Source organism: Bacillus sp. FSL W7-1582, assembly GCF_038593325.1.
GTDB classification, from domain to species: Bacteria; Bacillota; Bacilli; order Bacillales; family Bacillaceae; genus Bacillus; species Bacillus altitudinis.
The window spans coordinates 3,080,874-3,097,785 of record NZ_CP151987.1 but is presented as its reverse complement, the minus strand read 5'-3'; the positions used below and the strand labels follow the sequence as shown (position 1 = coordinate 3,097,785).

16 protein-coding genes are annotated in these 16,912 nt (G+C 43.5%); 14 read left to right on the top strand and 2 right to left on the bottom strand.

The window, feature by feature from the left end; translation table 11 throughout:
- Positions 1–4 precede the first annotated feature (4 nt).
- The 4 genes from opp1C to abc-f all read left to right on the top strand — a co-directional run bounded on the left by opp1C (position 5) and on the right by abc-f (position 4,331).
- A complete protein-coding gene (gene opp1C, locus NSQ11_RS16050; protein ID WP_046527393.1) occupies positions 5–892 on the top strand; it encodes a nickel/cobalt ABC transporter permease in 888 nt (295 codons plus the stop codon).
- Positions 855–1,673 (top strand): ABC transporter ATP-binding protein, encoded by an 819-nt coding sequence (locus tag NSQ11_RS16045; RefSeq protein WP_046527392.1) that lies wholly within the window; start codon positions 855–857, stop codon positions 1,671–1,673. The genes opp1C and NSQ11_RS16045 overlap by 38 nt, the downstream gene beginning before the upstream one ends.
- Positions 1,667–2,437: an ABC transporter ATP-binding protein gene (locus tag NSQ11_RS16040; RefSeq protein ID WP_008347777.1), complete on the top strand. Its 771-nt coding sequence runs from the start codon at positions 1,667–1,669 to the stop codon at positions 2,435–2,437. Before NSQ11_RS16045 ends, NSQ11_RS16040 begins: the two co-directional genes overlap by 7 nt.
- A gap of 334 nt (positions 2,438–2,771) precedes the next feature.
- Entirely contained in the window at positions 2,772–4,331 is a 1,560-nt protein-coding gene (abc-f, locus tag NSQ11_RS16035) for an ABC-F type ribosomal protection protein (protein ID WP_203085403.1), read from the top strand.
- Between the two features lie 16 nt (positions 4,332–4,347).
- On the opposite strand, the gene NSQ11_RS16030 is transcribed toward abc-f, so the two are convergent.
- Positions 4,348–5,757 (bottom strand): polysaccharide deacetylase family protein, encoded by a 1,410-nt coding sequence (locus tag NSQ11_RS16030; RefSeq protein WP_129547831.1) that lies wholly within the window; start codon positions 5,755–5,757, stop codon positions 4,348–4,350.
- A 333-nt stretch (positions 5,758–6,090) separates the two neighbouring features.
- Between NSQ11_RS16030 and NSQ11_RS16025 the strand changes: the two genes are divergently transcribed.
- The 4 genes from NSQ11_RS16025 to NSQ11_RS16010 all read left to right on the top strand — a co-directional run bounded on the left by NSQ11_RS16025 (position 6,091) and on the right by NSQ11_RS16010 (position 9,400).
- Complete coding sequence (locus NSQ11_RS16025) at positions 6,091–7,119, top strand: iron ABC transporter permease (protein ID WP_017368093.1); 1,029 nt, start codon at positions 6,091–6,093, stop codon at positions 7,117–7,119.
- Complete coding sequence (locus NSQ11_RS16020) at positions 7,116–8,117, top strand: iron ABC transporter permease (protein WP_017368092.1); 1,002 nt, start codon at positions 7,116–7,118, stop codon at positions 8,115–8,117. The genes NSQ11_RS16025 and NSQ11_RS16020 overlap by 4 nt, the downstream gene beginning before the upstream one ends.
- Before the next feature lie 16 nt (positions 8,118–8,133).
- Positions 8,134–9,030 carry an iron-hydroxamate ABC transporter substrate-binding protein gene (locus NSQ11_RS16015; RefSeq protein WP_007500130.1) on the top strand — a complete coding sequence of 299 codons (897 nt, stop codon included), beginning with the start codon at positions 8,134–8,136 and terminating at the stop codon, positions 9,028–9,030.
- A gap of 145 nt (positions 9,031–9,175) precedes the next feature.
- Complete coding sequence (locus NSQ11_RS16010; RefSeq protein WP_008347764.1) at positions 9,176–9,400, top strand: phage holin; 225 nt, start codon at positions 9,176–9,178, stop codon at positions 9,398–9,400.
- A 259-nt stretch (positions 9,401–9,659) separates the two neighbouring features.
- Here the strand turns inward: NSQ11_RS16010 and NSQ11_RS16005 are convergent, their stop codons facing one another.
- A complete protein-coding gene (locus NSQ11_RS16005; RefSeq protein WP_007500131.1) occupies positions 9,660–10,130 on the bottom strand; it encodes a helix-turn-helix domain-containing protein in 471 nt (156 codons plus the stop codon).
- Positions 10,131–10,387: 257 nt separating this feature from the next.
- Here NSQ11_RS16005 and NSQ11_RS16000 point away from each other — a divergent pair, with 257 nt between their 5' ends.
- The 6 genes from NSQ11_RS16000 (at position 10,388) to NSQ11_RS15975 (ending at position 16,902) form a co-directional block, all read left to right on the top strand.
- On the top strand, positions 10,388–11,119 hold the full coding sequence (locus NSQ11_RS16000) for a Wzz/FepE/Etk N-terminal domain-containing protein (RefSeq protein ID WP_025208009.1): 732 nt from the start codon (positions 10,388–10,390) through the stop codon (positions 11,117–11,119).
- Complete coding sequence (locus tag NSQ11_RS15995; protein ID WP_008347761.1) at positions 11,109–11,792, top strand: CpsD/CapB family tyrosine-protein kinase; 684 nt, start codon at positions 11,109–11,111, stop codon at positions 11,790–11,792. Before NSQ11_RS16000 ends, NSQ11_RS15995 begins: the two co-directional genes overlap by 11 nt.
- 165 nt (positions 11,793–11,957) lie before the next feature.
- Complete coding sequence (locus tag NSQ11_RS15990; RefSeq protein WP_144610035.1) at positions 11,958–13,832, top strand: nucleoside-diphosphate sugar epimerase/dehydratase; 1,875 nt, start codon at positions 11,958–11,960, stop codon at positions 13,830–13,832.
- Positions 13,798–14,937 carry a glycosyltransferase family 4 protein gene (locus tag NSQ11_RS15985; RefSeq protein WP_017368089.1) on the top strand — a complete coding sequence of 380 codons (1,140 nt, stop codon included), beginning with the start codon at positions 13,798–13,800 and terminating at the stop codon, positions 14,935–14,937. Before NSQ11_RS15990 ends, NSQ11_RS15985 begins: the two co-directional genes overlap by 35 nt.
- A 2-nt stretch (positions 14,938–14,939) precedes the next feature.
- Positions 14,940–15,779 (top strand): glycosyltransferase, encoded by an 840-nt coding sequence (locus NSQ11_RS15980; protein ID WP_058213583.1) that lies wholly within the window; start codon positions 14,940–14,942, stop codon positions 15,777–15,779.
- Positions 15,772–16,902, top strand: a complete 1,131-nt coding sequence (locus tag NSQ11_RS15975; RefSeq protein ID WP_035389450.1) for a glycosyltransferase family 1 protein — start codon at positions 15,772–15,774, stop codon at positions 16,900–16,902. The genes NSQ11_RS15980 and NSQ11_RS15975 overlap by 8 nt, the downstream gene beginning before the upstream one ends.
- Positions 16,903–16,912 lie beyond the last annotated feature (10 nt).

Below are 16,912 nucleotides of genomic sequence, written 5' to 3'. Positions count from 1 at the left end.
AAATTTGATCGTATGGAATCAATTAAGAAAAGATCGAATGGCTATTCTGTCTATCTGGCTTTTGGTACTTGTCACATTAGCTGGGCTGTTTGCACCGTTTCTAGCGCCGCATGACCCAACTGACACGAACATTCTTCAAAAATATGCTGGTGTGAGTCTAACATATCCCCTCGGAACCGATCAGCTGGGGAGATGCGTATTGTCCCGGCTCTTATATGGTATTCGGACAACGATGCTTGCTGCCGTGCTGACAATGTGTATCACGATGTTCATTGGCACGATACTTGGACTTGTAGCTGGCTTTTTTAGAGGGAAAGTTGATGGAGCTCTAATGAGAATATGTGATGTCATGCTGTCATTTCCAGCAGAGGTGATGATTTTGGCCGTTGTGGGCATTATGGGACCTGGGCTTTTCAATATTATTTTGGCCAATGTCCTTGCAAAATGGGCTTGGTATACAAGGATGATTCGTTCGTCAGTCCTGCAATATACGAATGAACCATCTGTTCAGTTTGCGAAAGTATCTGGGGGTTCACCTTTTTATATCCTTCGAAAACATCTATTTCCTCGCATCTCAGGAGAGATTGCTGTCTTTGCTACACTTGACGCAGGCTGGGTCATTTTAAATATTTCTGCTCTGTCTTTTCTTGGATTAGGTGTGAGTGCACCTACACCGGAATGGGGCATGATGCTCAACGAGGCGAAGAATGTCATGGTGACGCACCCGGCTCATATGCTCCCGCCTGGACTTGCGATCTTATTTGTGGTCATGGCACTGAATTTTTTAGGAGACAGTCTTCAGCAGGTCATGAACCCTGCCATGCATCTTAGCAACAAAAAAAGGGGGAGACGATTTGCCTTTCATCGAGATAAAAAACCTGTCCGTACATGATCCGATTCAACAAAAGGATTTGGCGGCAAATATCACGTTTACATTACATAGACAACGTTGTTTAGGCGTTATTGGAGAAAGTGGAAGCGGAAAATCAACCGTTGCAAAAGCATTAATTGGCCTTATCCCTCCTTCGCTAGAGATGATTGGGACCATTTTGTTTGACGGTGAAAAATTGACAAGTCAGACTTCACAGCAGTGGAGAGGAAAGCGAATTGGCTACATTCCACAAGATGCTATGAATGCGTTCAATCCAATTGAAACAATTGGTCATCAAATACTTGAAACGTTCCAGCGGCATTTGGGCTTACGTGGCAAAGAAGGAACAGCACATGCGATTACTGGGCTAGAACGTGTCCATTTAAACAATTCGCATATGTTAATGAAAAAATATCCTCATGAGCTGTCGGGAGGGATGCTTCAACGTGTCATGATTGCCATTACGATCATGCTTTCTCCTGACGTGATCATTGCCGATGAGCCTACAGCATCATTAGATGCATATAACCGGCGTGAAGTCATCACACAATTACAGAGGCTGAAAGAAGAAACAGGAGCTGCCTTGATCATCATTTCGCATGATTTAGGCGTCGTTCAGGCAATCGCTGATGAATTGTTGGTGATGCACCAAGGGAAGATGCTTGAGCATCGTCATGCAAAAGAGATATTTACATCACCTGAGCATCCTCAAACGAGGCATTTACTAGAAACGAGGCTTCGCTTATCGGCACCCCTTGAAGCACTGAGGCAGCAGAAGAGAGTGAGGGCATTCCCATGCTGATCACAGCAAATCAACTACTTAAACATGGAGAAGATAAAGGACGCTTTTTTCATAAAGAGGAATCCATAGCACGCATAGCTCAGGTTTCATTTCAGATTGGAGAGGGTGAATGTGTCGGGTTAGTCGGTGAGAGCGGCAGTGGTAAAAGTACAATAGCACGTACGCTGCTTGGTTTAGAAACATTAGACGGCGGAGAGATAAAGATAGGTGGATGGCCAGCTCATACATGGCGTAAGATGAACCGGGGGGGAATGAGTGTTGTTTTTCAGGATTATCTATCTTCTGTCCATCCTTCCTTTACAGTGAAAGAGATCATAGCAGAACCCATGCAAATAATAAAGCGAAACATGGATGTGAACCAAAAAGTGTTGTCCCTGCTCAAGCAAGTAAGACTTCCATCGTCTTTGCTAAATCAATATGCTCATCAGCTAAGCGGCGGTCAGCTCCAGCGTGTATGCATAGCAAGAGCCATATCGACGAATCCAGCCATTCTCATCTTAGATGAAGTCCTTAGCTCACTTGACGTTTCTGTCCAAGTTCAAATATTGGAGCTTCTTGAGACATTAAAGCAAGAGTTAGATATGACCATTCTCATGATTACCCATGATCTAGAGGCAGCCGTTTTTTTATGTGATCGACTTCTTTTTTTACATGAGGGAAAACTTGTGGAAGAATGTAAAAGTGACCAGCTGTTTGAAGCGACTCATCCATTTACGCTCAAGCTAATAGACTCACTCATGCCTTTTCAACTTGACAAAAAATAACCAATCTTTTATCGTATACGTAACAAACGACGGAAGGGTGACCCAATGCAATGAAGTACTAATCCTATGACCTGTAAGCAAAATGAAAGAACGAAGGCAGTGAGCAAACGATATGTGTTGCTATGTTTGCTGCGTTTTCATTTTTTAGCTTCGGAATAGGATGGTACAGCTTGGGAATCAAAGATTGAAGTGATGGATACGGGGGAGATGTGTGCTCATTTGATGAACCTCATGTCATTCTGTATCGATACGCTTATTTTTGTACACCATTTTGCCTCCTATTCTGAGAATGGGAGGCTTTTTCATGTCTCCTGATACGAAAGGAGAGGGTTGGATGTTACTGAGAGCCCACCAATTAAAAGTATTTCGAAAGGATCGCTTGTTATTTGATATAGAGGAGCTGGCCATTCATCAAGGGGACCGAATCGGCCTTGTAGGGACGAATGGCAGTGGGAAAACGACATTGCTCCATGTACTGGCGGGTAGGGAAAAACCAGACAGCGGCACATTTGCACACACTACAACTTGTACGCTGCTTCCTCAACTAAAGACAGGAGATGGCAGACAAAGTGGCGGAGAGATGACTCAAGCTTATATTGAGAGAGCTTTAAGCCGGCCTTCTGCCCTTTTATTAGCCGATGAACCGACGACTCATTTAGATACGGAGCATATTGAGTGGCTAGAAGAAAAGCTTCGTTATCATCAAGGTGCTCTGATTGTCGTCTCGCATGACCGTGCTTTTTTAGATGCGTTATGTACAGACATTTGGGAATTGGAAGATGGGGAGCTCAAACTATACAAAGGCAACTACAGCGATTTCGCCCGGCAAAAAGAACTCGAACATCGCCAGCACGTGGAGGCGTACGAGGCGTATACCCAAAAGAAAAAACAGTTAGAACATGCACTGCAAAAGAAAATGAAAAAAGCTGACAAAGCGACAAAGCCATCTCCAAAGCTGAAATCCTCGGGGCCTAAAATTGCAAAGCCTTATTATGCAAACAAGCAAAAAAAGCTTCAAAAAACAGCCAAATCCATCGAAACAAGAATGGAGAAATTAGAAAAGGTGGAGAAGGTAAAGGAAGCCCAGCCTCTTCAAATGACGCAGCACACCATGAAGGAAGTGGCGAGCCGCACCATTTTTCGTGTCGAACATGTAGATGGCATGGCAGGAGATAAAGTCCTTTGGAAAAAGGCGAATGTAGAAGTGAGAGGCGGAGACAAAGTCGCGATCATTGGGAAGAATGGGAGCGGTAAAACGACATTTCTCCGAATGCTTGTAAACGGACATCCCGGGATTTTTCGTTCAGAAGCCGTGAAGATCGGTTATTTCAGCCAAGATCTTTCAGAACTGAATCTAGATGAATCGATCTTACAAAATGCACTGGAACAGGCGATTCAAGATGAGACTGTCGTTCGCACCGTTTTAGCGAGACTTGGGTTTCGGGGAGACGATGTGTACAAGCTGACGAACGTATTAAGCGGCGGGGAACGGGTGAAGACGATGCTTGCCAAGCTGCTCGTCAGTGATGCCAATGTTCTGATGCTTGATGAACCGACGAACTTTTTAGACCTTGCGGCAGTAGAAGCGCTTGAAGAACTTTTAAAAGATTACCCGGGCACAGTCGTGTTTGTCTCCCACGACAGGAGGCTCATTGAGCAGGTGGCTACTCGTATTCTTCATGTGCACGAGGGTACCATTGAACGCTTTGATGGCACCTATGAAGAATATAAACAAAAGGAAGAAAAGCCAGCTGCTACAAAGAAAGAAGAAGAGCTCCTGCTGATTGATATGCAGCTGTCTGAAGTGCTCAGTCGTTTAAGCATCGAGCCTTCTCATGAGCTTGAAGAGACGTTTCAAGCGCTGTTAAAAAGAAAGAAGTTGTTAGAGTCATAAAAAAAAGCCCCTGTGTTTACTGCACAGGGGTCTGTTCGTTTCGTTCTTTTTTCAATTGTTCAAGTTCGCTGACTGTGACAAGCTGGTAGCCTTGTTTGGTGAGTTCATGTATGATCTTCACCGCTGCTCGAGCAGAGCTGTCATAAATATCGTGCATGAGTACGGTTTTGCCATCTGCTGCATGTGAGAGAACATGGTTTGTGATCTGCTGGCTGTTGCGAATTTTCCAGTCTTCAGGATCGACATCCCACAATGAAACGTTCATGCCCACCGCTTGATTGATGTCTGGATTTGTTCCTCCATATGGCGGTCTAAAGTGCGTAGGAGTATAACCGCTGGCCTTTTCAATCAGCTTCTGCGTGTCTTTTACTTGTTTGACCGCTTCTTTTAGAGGGAGTCTCGTTAATAAAGGATGGTTATATGAATGGTTTCCGATCTCATTTCCGCCCTTTAAAATGTCGGCAAGCATTCCAGGATAATACTGAACCCTGCTTCCTAATACGAAAAAGGTGGCGTGTCCTTTATTTTCCTTCAGCGCTGCTAAAATGGTTGAAGTTGTGGCTGGGTTTGGACCATCATCAAATGTGAGTGCGATGGCTTTTTTATTCGGATCAAGCTTTGGCTTTTGCGGCAGCTTGACGGCTTTTCTTTTTGGATTCGGTTCTTTGATTTCATTCTGATTTTTGGTCTTATTCATGTATTCCGGCTTCAAGATATCTTTTAGCAGCGTCTTTTTGATCGCCAGCGTTTGCGGACCTAAGTCCTTTGCGGCTAATTGAGAAGCTGGGAAATACAACTCTATATATTTCTCTTTTAAGGCGAATTGACTGAAGTTTTGATCAGTAGGGGCTGTTCCTTTTTGAAGGAGTGATAGATCCTTAGACAAGGTTTTATCTTTTTTAAGCTCCGTGTATGTAATATAGGATAATTTTTTCAAATAGTCCTTTTTGGGTTGAAATAAATCTTTTGTGTCAAGAAAGTCTTTTTTCTGAAAATCGAAATTGATTGTGACGTGATGAGTGGTTCCATTTTGCTGACCTGTATATGTGTAGGTCGTAAAATAAATGGCCGCAGATTGTTTTGCATAGTGCACCATGTCATAGTCAATATTCAGTTCAAACCGTTTGTTTTCATCAATGTCCTTTGCTTCACTAAATGTCTTTTTGAAATGCTCTAATGCTGAATTCGCATAGCTTTGAATCTTGTCATCTAGCTTTTTTTGATGAAAAAGTGGATAGTTCACCGCATATCTCATAAACTTCCCGTCATTTACAAGAGTGACAATTTCAACATTTTTATAATTCGTATCCTGCTTCACATTTTTCTTCTCTGTACCGCTTGCTTGCTGATTTTGAAAGAATGCAACTGCTCCAATGACGATGGCAAGCGCAAATAGGATGATACTCCATTTTCCCTTTACTGACACAACTTTCAATTCTCCTCTCATGACGGGTCATTCTTTATTCCTTTGACATCTGTTTGTAATATTTTTATAACAATTGACTTACTTTTGTAATTTTAGGGGATTTTCATGCGGAATGTCAACTATTTTCCTATTAAAATACTGTAAAAATTGATAGGTCTTTCAGAACGAGAAAAAGCAGAAGGAAAGAATTCTCTTATTTGCCGTCTACACATACCTTCAATAATTAAAAAATGAGCCGCACATTGATTTTTCAGAGGCTGACGGCTATAATTTTGATGATTATGATTCTCATTTTCAAACTGACTTTTAATGAAGAAAAGGATGACACCGATTTTGCCGGATAAGCGAACATCTCAACAAAAACGATCATCACCTATTTTGTTCTTTTTATTGTTTTTTCTCGCTGTCATTGGTTTATTGGCGGCTATGTTTTTGGCTGTTTCATACGGTGCAAAGTCATTGTCTTTGCAAACGGTCTGGACAGCTGTATTTGACTATCAGTCTCATGTGACAGAGCAGCAGATCATTCATGAAATAAGGCTTCCGCGTGTGCTAGGAGCTGCACTTGTTGGAGCGGCCTTTGCTGTGGCAGGTGCGCTTATGCAAGGCATTACAAGAAATCCGCTGGCAGATGCCGGGATATTAGGCATTAACGGCGGTGCGATGTTTGTAGTCGCTCTCTGTTTTGCTTTTTTTCCAGGAATGCCTTATTCCGCATTGATGTTATTTTCTTTTTTTGGGGCCGTTCTCAGTACGCTGCTGATCTTTGCCATTGGGGCGGCTGGCGGCGTGCTGACCCCACTTCGGCTCACTGTAGCTGGAGCTGTTGTTGCCGCATTGCTGCATGCGCTAAGCTCGGGTATCGCCATTTACTTTGATCTCAGTCAGGATCTGGCTTTTTGGTATGCAGGGGGTGTGGCAGGTGTCAAATGGCCGCAGCTGATGATCCTTGCTCCAGTCATTCTCATTGTCATCGTTTGGGCGATGTTATTAGGACGATCCCTCTCGTTATTATCACTTGGTGAAGATGTAGCTGCGAATTTAGGGGTGAAAACCAGGCAAGTGCGAATACTAGGTATGGCTGCTGCGGTTCTGCTGGCAGGCGTGTCTGTATCGGCGGTTGGGTCTATTGGGTTTGTCGGGCTTGTCATTCCGCATATTGCACGAAAGCTGGTTGGGGTCAATTATCGTTTCGTCATTCCGATGTCAGCGATTTTAGGCGCAATACTTCTCGTCTTCGCTGATCTTGCCAGCCGGACAGTAAATCCGCCAAGAGAGCTTGCCATTGGCGTCATGGTGGCACTTGTTGGTGTTCCTTTCTTCTTATATATTGCCAGAAAAGAAGGGAGGAACCTGTCATGAAAGAGAAACGGCGTGCTCTTGTCGTGACAGCCGTTTTGCTTTGTCTGAGTGCGGCTGTCGTGCTGTATAGTTTAAATACCGGCACGCTGAAACTCAGTCCTCTCGTTGTTGTCAAAACGTTATTTGGCTTTGGAGATTTCCAAAGTGAGACGGTGCTGTTTGATTATCGTCTGCCTCGAATCGTCGTGACGATACTAGCTGGAATAGGTCTAGGTATCGCAGGTGGCATTTTGCAGAGTTTATCCCGCAATCCACTTGCCGATCCTGGGATTATCGGTCTGAATGCAGGAGCCGCATTCGGCTTAATCATCTTTGTGACGTATTTTCACGTACTAGAAGGAAATCCATCTTTACTCATTCCGCTCTTTACGTTTGGTGGAGGCCTACTTGCGGCGGCAGTCATCGTTCTTCTTGCGTACGACAGGCATGAAGGGCTTGTGCCTATCCGGCTGATCCTTGTTGGAATTGCCGTAGCTGCGGGGTTTAGTGCATTGACGTTATATTTGTCATTGAAACTGGATGAAGATACATATACCTTCGCTTCAAGGTGGCTTGTGGGAAATGTATGGGGAAGAGACTGGATTCATGTACTTGCGCTCCTGCCTTGGATCGTATGTCTTGTCCCGCTTACGCTCATGCAGTCCAGCACACTCAATGCGTTAACGTTAGGTGATGCCGTCGCCTCAAGTGTTGGCGTACGTGTACAGCGTAAACGTCTGTTGCTACTCACCTTAGCTGTTGGTCTAGCGAGTGCAAGTGTATCGATGACAGGCGGAATTGGTTTTATTGGCCTTGTTGCACCTCATTTGGCGAGGCGTCTTGTCGGCTCACTGCACCAATATTTTTTACCAGTGAGCGCCTTGCTTGGATTGTTGATTTTGGTCAGTGCTGATACACTCGGACGTTCCATATTTGCCCCAAATGCCATCCCAGCGGGTGTGGTTGTGGCTTTTATCGGAGCACCTTATTTTCTCTATTTATTAACAAAAACAAAATAAGAAAGAGGAACTCATCATGAAAAAAGTACTTGTGTTTGGTTTAACGCTCTGTTTCTTGATTCTGGCCGCTTGTGGTCAACAGGAAACAAAGAAGACAACAAATCAAGATGAAAACGGAACACCTAAGATTGCGTCCTTGTCGATTCATTTAACAAATGACTTATTAGCACTCGGGATAAAACCTGCTGGCTCTGTTGTAGGGGGAGACTTAAAAGATTTCCTTCCACATGCGAAAAAGCAGCTTAGCCAAACGAAAAAGCTGGGCATCGCAGCAGATCCTGATATGGAGTCATTGCTTGCTTTAAAACCAGATGTCATTTACGTCGATGAAGAACTGGCTGGACAAGACTTATCAAAATACAAGAAAATCGCCAAAACCGAAGTGTTTAATTTAAATGATGGCACATGGCGTGATCATTTGAAAAAAATCGGCAAGCTCGTCAATAAAGAAAAAGAAGCCGATCAATATATTAAGGACTACAATCAAGAAGCAAAAGAAGTCAAATCACTCATCCAGAAAAAGATTGGAAATGGAAAAGTGATGGCGATTCGTGTAACAGCAAAAGAGCTTCGAGTATTTAGTATGAAACGTCCGATGGGTCCAATTTTATACGATGATTTAGGACTGACACCTGTAGATGGTGTGAAAAAACTGGACAGCAAACGTCCATTTGAAGTCATTTCTCAAGAAGTGCTTCCTGACTTTGATGCAGATGCTATTTTTGTCGTCGTGAACCGTGATGATAAGGCGCAACAGGCATTCAAACAGTTAGAGCAGACGCCGATTTGGAAAGGCCTAAAAGCCGTGAAGAAAAACCAAGTGTATCCGATTGCAGATCAGCCATGGTTAGATTATTCAGCTCTAGGAAACAAAATGGCAATGGATGAAGCAAAAAAGATGTTCTCTAAATAAACAGCAGATAAATCAAGGCATCATTCCGCATCTAGGAATGATGTCTCTTTTTTTGATTCGTTCTTCTATTCATTCGCTTTTTGCATACATATGAGAGGGAACGAGCAGTATCGCCCGTATGAAAGGATAAGGGGAGGGGTTACAGTTGAAGGTTCAAAAAATTAGTGCAGGCACTATTGCGAGGCTTGTGCTGCTTTTATTGGCACTTGTGAACAGCGCTCTCACTGCTGCAGGAAAAAGCCCAATTCCAATTGATGAAGAAGGTGTGCAGCAATTCATTACGTTAGCCTTTCTTGGCATCACATCACTATGGGCCTATTGGAAGAACAATGATATTACGAAAAAAGCACGAACCAAAAAAGAAGAATAACAGAAAACAGAGCCTTTTCATGCAAAAAGGCTCTCAGCATGTAGACAAACCCTCGCATTCGGTGTCAGTCCTGCGCGCTGGTGCTCGTCCTTACTAGACTGCAAAGGTTTTCTATCACGCTGAAAAGAAGACAAAGGGCTAAAATAAGTTCATTTTAGCCCTTTGTCCATAAACTGAAAAGAGCCTTTTCATATAAAAAGGCTCTATTTCATCGAAGCGACAAGCGCCTCTCCCCGCAAATTGGTTTGATCTCAGTGGCTTACGCCCGGTGTTCTCCCATATTGGTAAGAAACGCTTTCACTTCCTCGATGGTTAAGCCAATGGCCTTTGCTTCACTCATGAGACGCTTCCATTCTGACATATTTGAGTCGGTCAGCTTTCTATGATGGACATGTAACGTCTTTCCTTCCTGCTCCTTTCTGTAGGTTTGGAGCAGCTGATACAGTTCTTCTTTAGGCATGCCAGATTGGACGGCATGAACGATATGATCCCGCCACTCCTGTTCACCGCCCTCAGCGTAATGAAACATCATCGTTTCTGCATCAAACAGCTCTTGTAAATCAATGTCTAGTGATGAGGATACCTTTTTTAAAAACTGGACAGATGGATTACGATGGACACCACGCTCAATTTTACTCAAATACGATTTAGAGACATGGGCATCTTCAGCCAGCTGCTGGATTGAGTATCCTTTCCTCTTTCGGTAAATGCGTATCACCTTTCCTATCATTCGATATATGATCTCCCTTCTCCCCGGCGAATCGTTCTGCGACCTTTTCGTTCATTATAAGAAATAAATTGTTCTTTATAAAATTCAAAAACGTAAGAAACAGGAAGTAAACAAAAGAAAACGAACGATTTCGTTCTTTAAAAAGAACTATAAGACCTATTATGACATTTTTCTTTGCGGGTATTATCTTTTATAATCCAATCATTAACAAAAAGAAACCATATATAACCTTTTTATGATGAAATCGGGAGGTATCTATGAATGAGAATATAGGTTTTAAGCAGCTGTTTTCTGTCATAAAAGAGAAAATGGCCCTTCTGATCCTGATTGTCCTGATCGTAACGGGCATTTCAGCCTACTATCAGTTCTATGTCTCGACTCCTGTATATCAGGCAACCACTCAAATTCTTGTTCATAAACGAAGCAATGATGCACAAGCGAATTTAAACGATATTCAGATGAACCTTCAATATACACGTACCTTTCAAGTCCTATTAAAAAGTCCAATCGTTATTGAAAAAGTAAAAGAAACACTCAATCTTACAGAATCGGCGGAAGGATTAAAACACAAAATTGCCACAAGTACAGAAAATGAGTCAGAGGTCATAAATATTTCTGTACAAGATGAGGACCGAGCGAAGGCAGTAGCCATTGCGAATACAGCCACAGAGGTGCTGCAAGAAGAAATCAAAAAAACCATGAATATGGATCGCATTAATGTTTTGTCTGAAGCCAAGCTGTCCAACACGATACTAATGAACTCACGTAAATTCGTTCACATCGTTCTGGCACTAGGCGCCTCTGTATTAGGGGGAATGACACTCATTTTCTTAATGAATTTACTCGATGATACGGTGAAACGAACACATCAAATAAGAGAAGAGATCGGATTGCCGTCGCTCGGTAGTGTCTATCAGATGCATGCAGACAGGAGGGCAAAAAAAGACAAGCAGTCCGTCATAACGGGAGGACAGAACATTGATTTTTAAGAGGAAAAAACGAGAAAAAAGAGATTTATCCTGTATTTCTGTATTAAATCCTCACTCTGTCATTGCGGAACAATTCCGAACGATCCGAACGAACATCGAATTCACGTCGATTCAAACGAGGCTGAAGTCGATATTGGTCACATCCTCCTTGCCGAAGGAAGGAAAATCATTTACGGCTGCAAACTTGGCAGCTGTTTTTGCACAGCAGAAAAAACGGGTTTTGCTCATGGATGCTGATTTACGTAAACCAGCCATTCATGAATATTTTGATCTGAGTCCGCACACCGGTTTGACCAATGTGCTATTAAATAATTGCAGTTTGGAGGAAGCTATTTTGCCTACTCCGATTGAGCATTTAGAGCTGCTTCCGAGTGGGACCATTCCGCCAAATCCCGCTGAGCTGCTTTCCTCCTCTGTGATGAAGCAGCTATTTTACGAGATTGAACAGCAGTATGACATGGTGATTGTTGATTCCACACCGCTTCTGCCTGTAGCCGATGCAAAAATATTAGCGAACCGGACGGATGGAAGCATTCTTGTGGTTTTAAGCGGTAAAACGAAGATTGCCGCTGTGAAGAAATCAAAAGAAGTATTAGAGGGGACGACAGGGAAACTGCTTGGGGCGATGCTAAATGGCAAGAAAGTGAAAAAGGGAAGGCACTATATGTATTAAAGAGATTGATAGGTGATGTCTCCTAATCTTTAACAACGGAGGCACTCGATCCTGCTGTGGGCATGACATATGCCTTAGATGCTCGTCATCGGTAGTGGGATGTGAGGACGGGTTTGATGCCCATTTTATGTAAGAATAGTGATGCATTAAAAAGGGGGAGGAGCGTTGACTTACGCCCAAAGATTATCAATCATCGTGGCACTAGATTCATATCTCATTTTATTAGCCGTCTTTTTTGGCTTTCAATTTGTTCAAGAGGCAGCGTTAACCGTATATACATTTGAAATGCTCGTCATTTCTTCGCTCAGTCTACTGATCGGGCACCATTTGTTTTCGTATATTTTTCACGTGTACAAGCAAGTATGGGCCTATACAGGGGTTAGAGAGCTATTTTCTTTAATGAAGACCTTTGCGTGTTCATTTTTATTTTCCATGACGATGCTGTACATTTTTGTGCAGACATGGCCATTTCGCTTTTTATTTATTGTCTGGCTTTTCCATGTGTTATTCATCGGTGCATCTCGTATGGCATCCAGGCTGTTTCATGATGGTGCGAAGCGGTATCAAGTTGAAAAGGAGCGGGCACTAATCATTGGCGCTGGATCAGCCGGGACCATTATCGTTCGTCAGCTTCAGCAGTCGAGTGATGTACATATTGAGCCGGTCGCTTTCATTGATGATGACAAAACAAAGCATAAGCTTGAAATTATGGGGCTGCCTGTTCTTGGGGGAAAAGAACATATTCAAACGGCTGTTGTGATGATGGATATTCAAAAAATCATTATCGCCATTCCATCCAAAAGCAGTCACACATTAAAAGGACTGTATAAGGAATGTGTAGCGACTGGAATCAAAACACAGATTATGCCGGAAATGGAACAGATTTTAAAAGGAACCCATGCGCTGAATCAATTGCGGGATGTACAGCCAGAGGATTTGCTTGGAAGAGAGCCGATTCAATTAGATACAAGCCGTCTATCCGTTCACCTAAAAGGAAAAACGATTATGGTGACAGGAGCTGGCGGGTCTATCGGGTCAGAAATCTGTCGTCAAATTTGTGTATTTGCCCCTCGGGCGATCGTGCTTGTGGGACATGGAGAATTTAGCATTCATTCTATTTTACTAGAGCTGAAAGAATTGTATGGAGATAGCATTAGCCTATATCCACAAATTGCGGATATTCAAGATAAACAAAAAATGAGTGAAATCGTTGGTCATTTTCAGCCGGATATGATTTATCATGCCGCCGCTCATAAACATGTCCCGCTCATGGAAATTAGCCCGAAAGAAGCGGTGAAAAACAATATTATCGGGACAAAAAATGTGGCAGAAGCTGCACATGAGCACGGAGTTGAAACATTTGTCCTCATCTCATCTGACAAAGCGGTCAACCCTGCCAATGTGATGGGAGCCACAAAGCGGTTTGCTGAAATGGTGATTATGCAAATGGGGGCAAGCAGTGAAACGAAATTTGTCGCCGTTCGGTTTGGGAATGTACTCGGGAGCAGGGGGAGTGTCATTCCAATCTTTAAAAAACAAATTGAAAAAGGCGGGCCAGTGACCGTCACGCACCCAGCCATGACAAGATATTTTATGACGATACCAGAAGCATCAAGGCTTGTTATTCAAGCTGGTGCACTAGCAGAAGGAAGGCAGATTTTTGTTTTAGATATGGGGGAGCCAGTCAAAATTGTCGACCTCGCAGAAAACCTCATTCACCTCTCAGGCTACACCACAGACCAGATTCCAATCACATTTACGGGTATTCGTCCCGGAGAGAAAATGTACGAGGAGTTACTCAACCAGCATGAAAAAGCACAGGAGCAAATTTTCCCGAAAATCCATATCGGCCATGCCTTGGATGGTGATCCGTATGTGCTGAACCGCTTTATTCACGAATTTAACATGATGAGTGACGATCAATTAAGACAGGCCTTGTTTGCCGCCATTGAGTCGCATGATGTATTGCCTGAACCGATGCAACGAGAGGAGGAGCCACTTGCTAATGAAGAAAAAAGTCTTGTTTTGCGCAACGGTTGATTATCATTTTAAGGCGTTCCATCTCCCGTATTTCAGGTGGTTTCAGGAACAAGGATGGGAAGTGCATACAGCGGCAAATGGCCAGCTGGAGCTGCCGTATGTGGATCAAGCGCATTCCATTCCGATTCAGCGTTCCCCTTTTCATTTGCACAACCGGCTTGCTTATGTGGAGCTGAAAAAGCTGTTAGAAAAAGAGCATTATCAGTTCATCCATTGTCACACACCGATGGGGAGTGTCATTGGCAGGCTAGCGGCGAAAACAACACGCAAAAAAGGGACGAAAGTTCTTTACACAGCGCATGGCTTTCACTTTTGGAAGGGGGCACCGCTTCAAAATTGGCTGCTTTATTATCCAGTTGAGAGATGGCTCGTTCAATATACAGATGCACTCATCACCATTAATGGAGAAGACTATGAAAGAGCCGATCGTCTGTCAAAAGAGAAGGCAGCTGTGCATTATGTTCCCGGTATGGGTGTCGATATGAAGCGGTTTGCACCAGTTGATGACACAGAAAAAGACCGCCTTCGCAAAGCATATGGTTTTACCACGCAAGATTTTATCGTGCTGTGTGCTGGTGAATTAAATGACAATAAAAATCAAGGAATGCTCATCAAAGCTTGCGCGCAGGTGTATCGGAATATACCACAAGTGAAAATTGTATTTGCTGGAGAAGGGACAAGTCGGTCGTCCTATGAAAAGCTGGTCTGTCAGCTGAATCTTGAGGAACATGTACAGTTTGCGGGATTTTGCAAACACATCGAAGATTGGATGCATATGAGCGATGTATGTGTATCAACCAGCTTGAGAGAAGGACTTGGGATGAATCTTCTTGAAGCGATGTCTGCTGAAAAGCCGGTGATTGCAACAGAAAATAGAGGGCATTGTGAGCTCGTCAAACATGGAGTGAACGGCTTTTTAGTCAAACCGCATGATGTGAATGGTTTAGCCGTTTATTTACAGCAGCTCTATCATAAAAAGGACCAGCTCCATCTGATGGGGAAAGCGGGACGGTCTATGGCTCACGCATTTGCACAGGAGCAAACGGTGAGTGCAATGGAGGAAATTTACACAACGTATATGGATCAAACAGAGAAGGTGATGTGAGCATGCGTCAGCCGAAAGTATCGATTATCATGGGTGTTTACAATTGCCAAGAGACAGTAGAAGAAAGCATTGAATCGATTCTCCATCAAACCTATGAAAACTGGGAGCTCATCATATGTGATGATGCATCAACAGATGGCACCTATGAAAAAGTGCTGCACTATACCATGCGTGAACCCGATAGAATTCGCCTCATCCGAAATGAACACAATCAAAGACTTGCCGCCAGTTTAAATCGTTGTCTCACTGAAACGAATGGAGAACTGATTGCAAGACAGGATGGCGACGATATATCGGTGTCTACACGATTAGAAAAACAGGTTCGTTTCCTTGATGCACATCCGGAATATGATGTAGTTGGTACGGCGATGACGGTGTTTGATGAGTCAGGGACGAAGGGCGTTCGAGCACTTGTCTCAGAGCCTGATCGAAGGGTGCTAGCAAGAGGAACGCCTTTTTGTCATGGGACGATTATGATGAGAGCGTCTGCCTACAAGGCTTTAAATGGCTATCGTTCTGTCAAAACAACCAGACGGATGGAAGATATCGATCTTTGGATTCGTTTTTTTGCTGCGGGGAGAAAAGGCTTTAATCTGCAAGAGCCCTTATACCTTGTAAGGGAGGATGAAGCGGCCTTTCAGCGCCGGAAATTCCGATACTCAATGGACAATGCCTGGCTTGTGTTAAAAGCATGCAAGCAATTAAAATTGTCGCCGTTTGATTATCTCTTTGCGCTTAAGCCGGTCATCCGTGCCTGTATGTCACCAAAGATCATGAGGTTTTATCATCAGCGGAAACTTGGAGGATCTATGGTGAAAAGGAGGACGATTCGGGATGAGTGAGCCAAAGCGTGTACTTCATGTTGTGGGCGGAATGAACAGAGGCGGTGCAGAAACGATGATCATGAACATCTATCGTGCAATCGACCGAAATGTTCTTCAATTTGATTTCATTACCCACCGAGAGGATGTCTGTGATTACGATGAGGAAATTCGTCAGCTTGGCGGGCGGATTTTTTATGTCCCAAGTATTGGAGCGTCCTCTCCATGGACGTTTGTCAAAACGTTGACGAAGACGATTAAGCAAACGGGACCTTATCAGGCGGTGCATGCACATACAGATTTTCAAACGGGCTTTTCTGCCCTTGCTGCGAAACTGGCAGGTGTGAAGATACGCATTTGCCATTCACATAATACGGCTTGGAAACAGTCTCCTAGCCGGGTGGATCATTTGATGCTCAAAGGATTTCGTCAGCTGATCTTTGCCTTTTCTACGAAGCTTGTTGCATGCGGTGAAGATGCCGGTGTCTTTTTATTTGGACAAAAAAGAATGCACGATGGACGAGTGGACATTTTGCCAAATGGGATTGATTTGAACCTTTTTTTTCAGTTGGAGCCAGAAGCGAAGGTGAAGATGAAAAAAGACCTCCATCTTCACGAGAGAAAACTGATCATTGGACATATTGGCCGATTTCATGAGCAGAAAAACCATGTTTTTTTCATCGAATTAGCGCAGACACTGAAAAAACAAGGGGTCTCCTTTCAGCTAGTTCTCATAGGAGATGGGCCGCTCCGGCCAGTGGTTGAATCGTATGCAGTGAAAGCAGGATTAATGGAAGACATTGTGTTTACGGGCGTTGTCTCAGAGGTTCCGCAGTATATGAAAGCATTTGATGTGTTTGTGATGCCGTCTTTGTTTGAAGGTCTTCCGCTCGTATTAGTGGAAGCGCAGGCATCTGGACTCCCATGTGTGATTTCAGATCATATCACAAAGGAAGTCGATTTAGGTTGTGGGCTTGTGAAACGGAAGTCCTTGCAAGATTCAGCACATGAGTGGATGAAAGCCATACTAGAAGCCTACCATGCAGACCCTCCTCTTCAGGAGACGATTATTTCTCAGCTTGGCATTAGAGGATTTGATGTGAAACAGAACATCACCCGTGTGATGAATGTGTATGGATTATAAGGAAGGATTG

Coding starts and splice junctions, on each gene's coding strand:
- NSQ11_RS16040 (WP_008347777.1), top strand. CDS start 1,667: ATGCTGATCACAGCAAATCAACTACTTAAACATGGAGAAGATAAAGGA.
- abc-f (WP_203085403.1), top strand. CDS start 2,772: ATGTTACTGAGAGCCCACCAATTAAAAGTATTTCGAAAGGATCGCTTG.
- NSQ11_RS16020 (WP_017368092.1), top strand. CDS start 7,116: ATGAAAGAGAAACGGCGTGCTCTTGTCGTGACAGCCGTTTTGCTTTGT.
- NSQ11_RS16015 (WP_007500130.1), top strand. CDS start 8,134: ATGAAAAAAGTACTTGTGTTTGGTTTAACGCTCTGTTTCTTGATTCTG.
- NSQ11_RS16005 (WP_007500131.1), bottom strand. CDS start 10,130: ATGATAGGAAAGGTGATACGCATTTACCGAAAGAGGAAAGGATACTCA.
- NSQ11_RS16000 (WP_025208009.1), top strand. CDS start 10,388: ATGAATGAGAATATAGGTTTTAAGCAGCTGTTTTCTGTCATAAAAGAG.
- NSQ11_RS15985 (WP_017368089.1), top strand. CDS start 13,798: ATGAAGAAAAAAGTCTTGTTTTGCGCAACGGTTGATTATCATTTTAAG.
- NSQ11_RS15980 (WP_058213583.1), top strand. CDS start 14,940: ATGCGTCAGCCGAAAGTATCGATTATCATGGGTGTTTACAATTGCCAA.
- NSQ11_RS15975 (WP_035389450.1), top strand. CDS start 15,772: ATGAGTGAGCCAAAGCGTGTACTTCATGTTGTGGGCGGAATGAACAGA.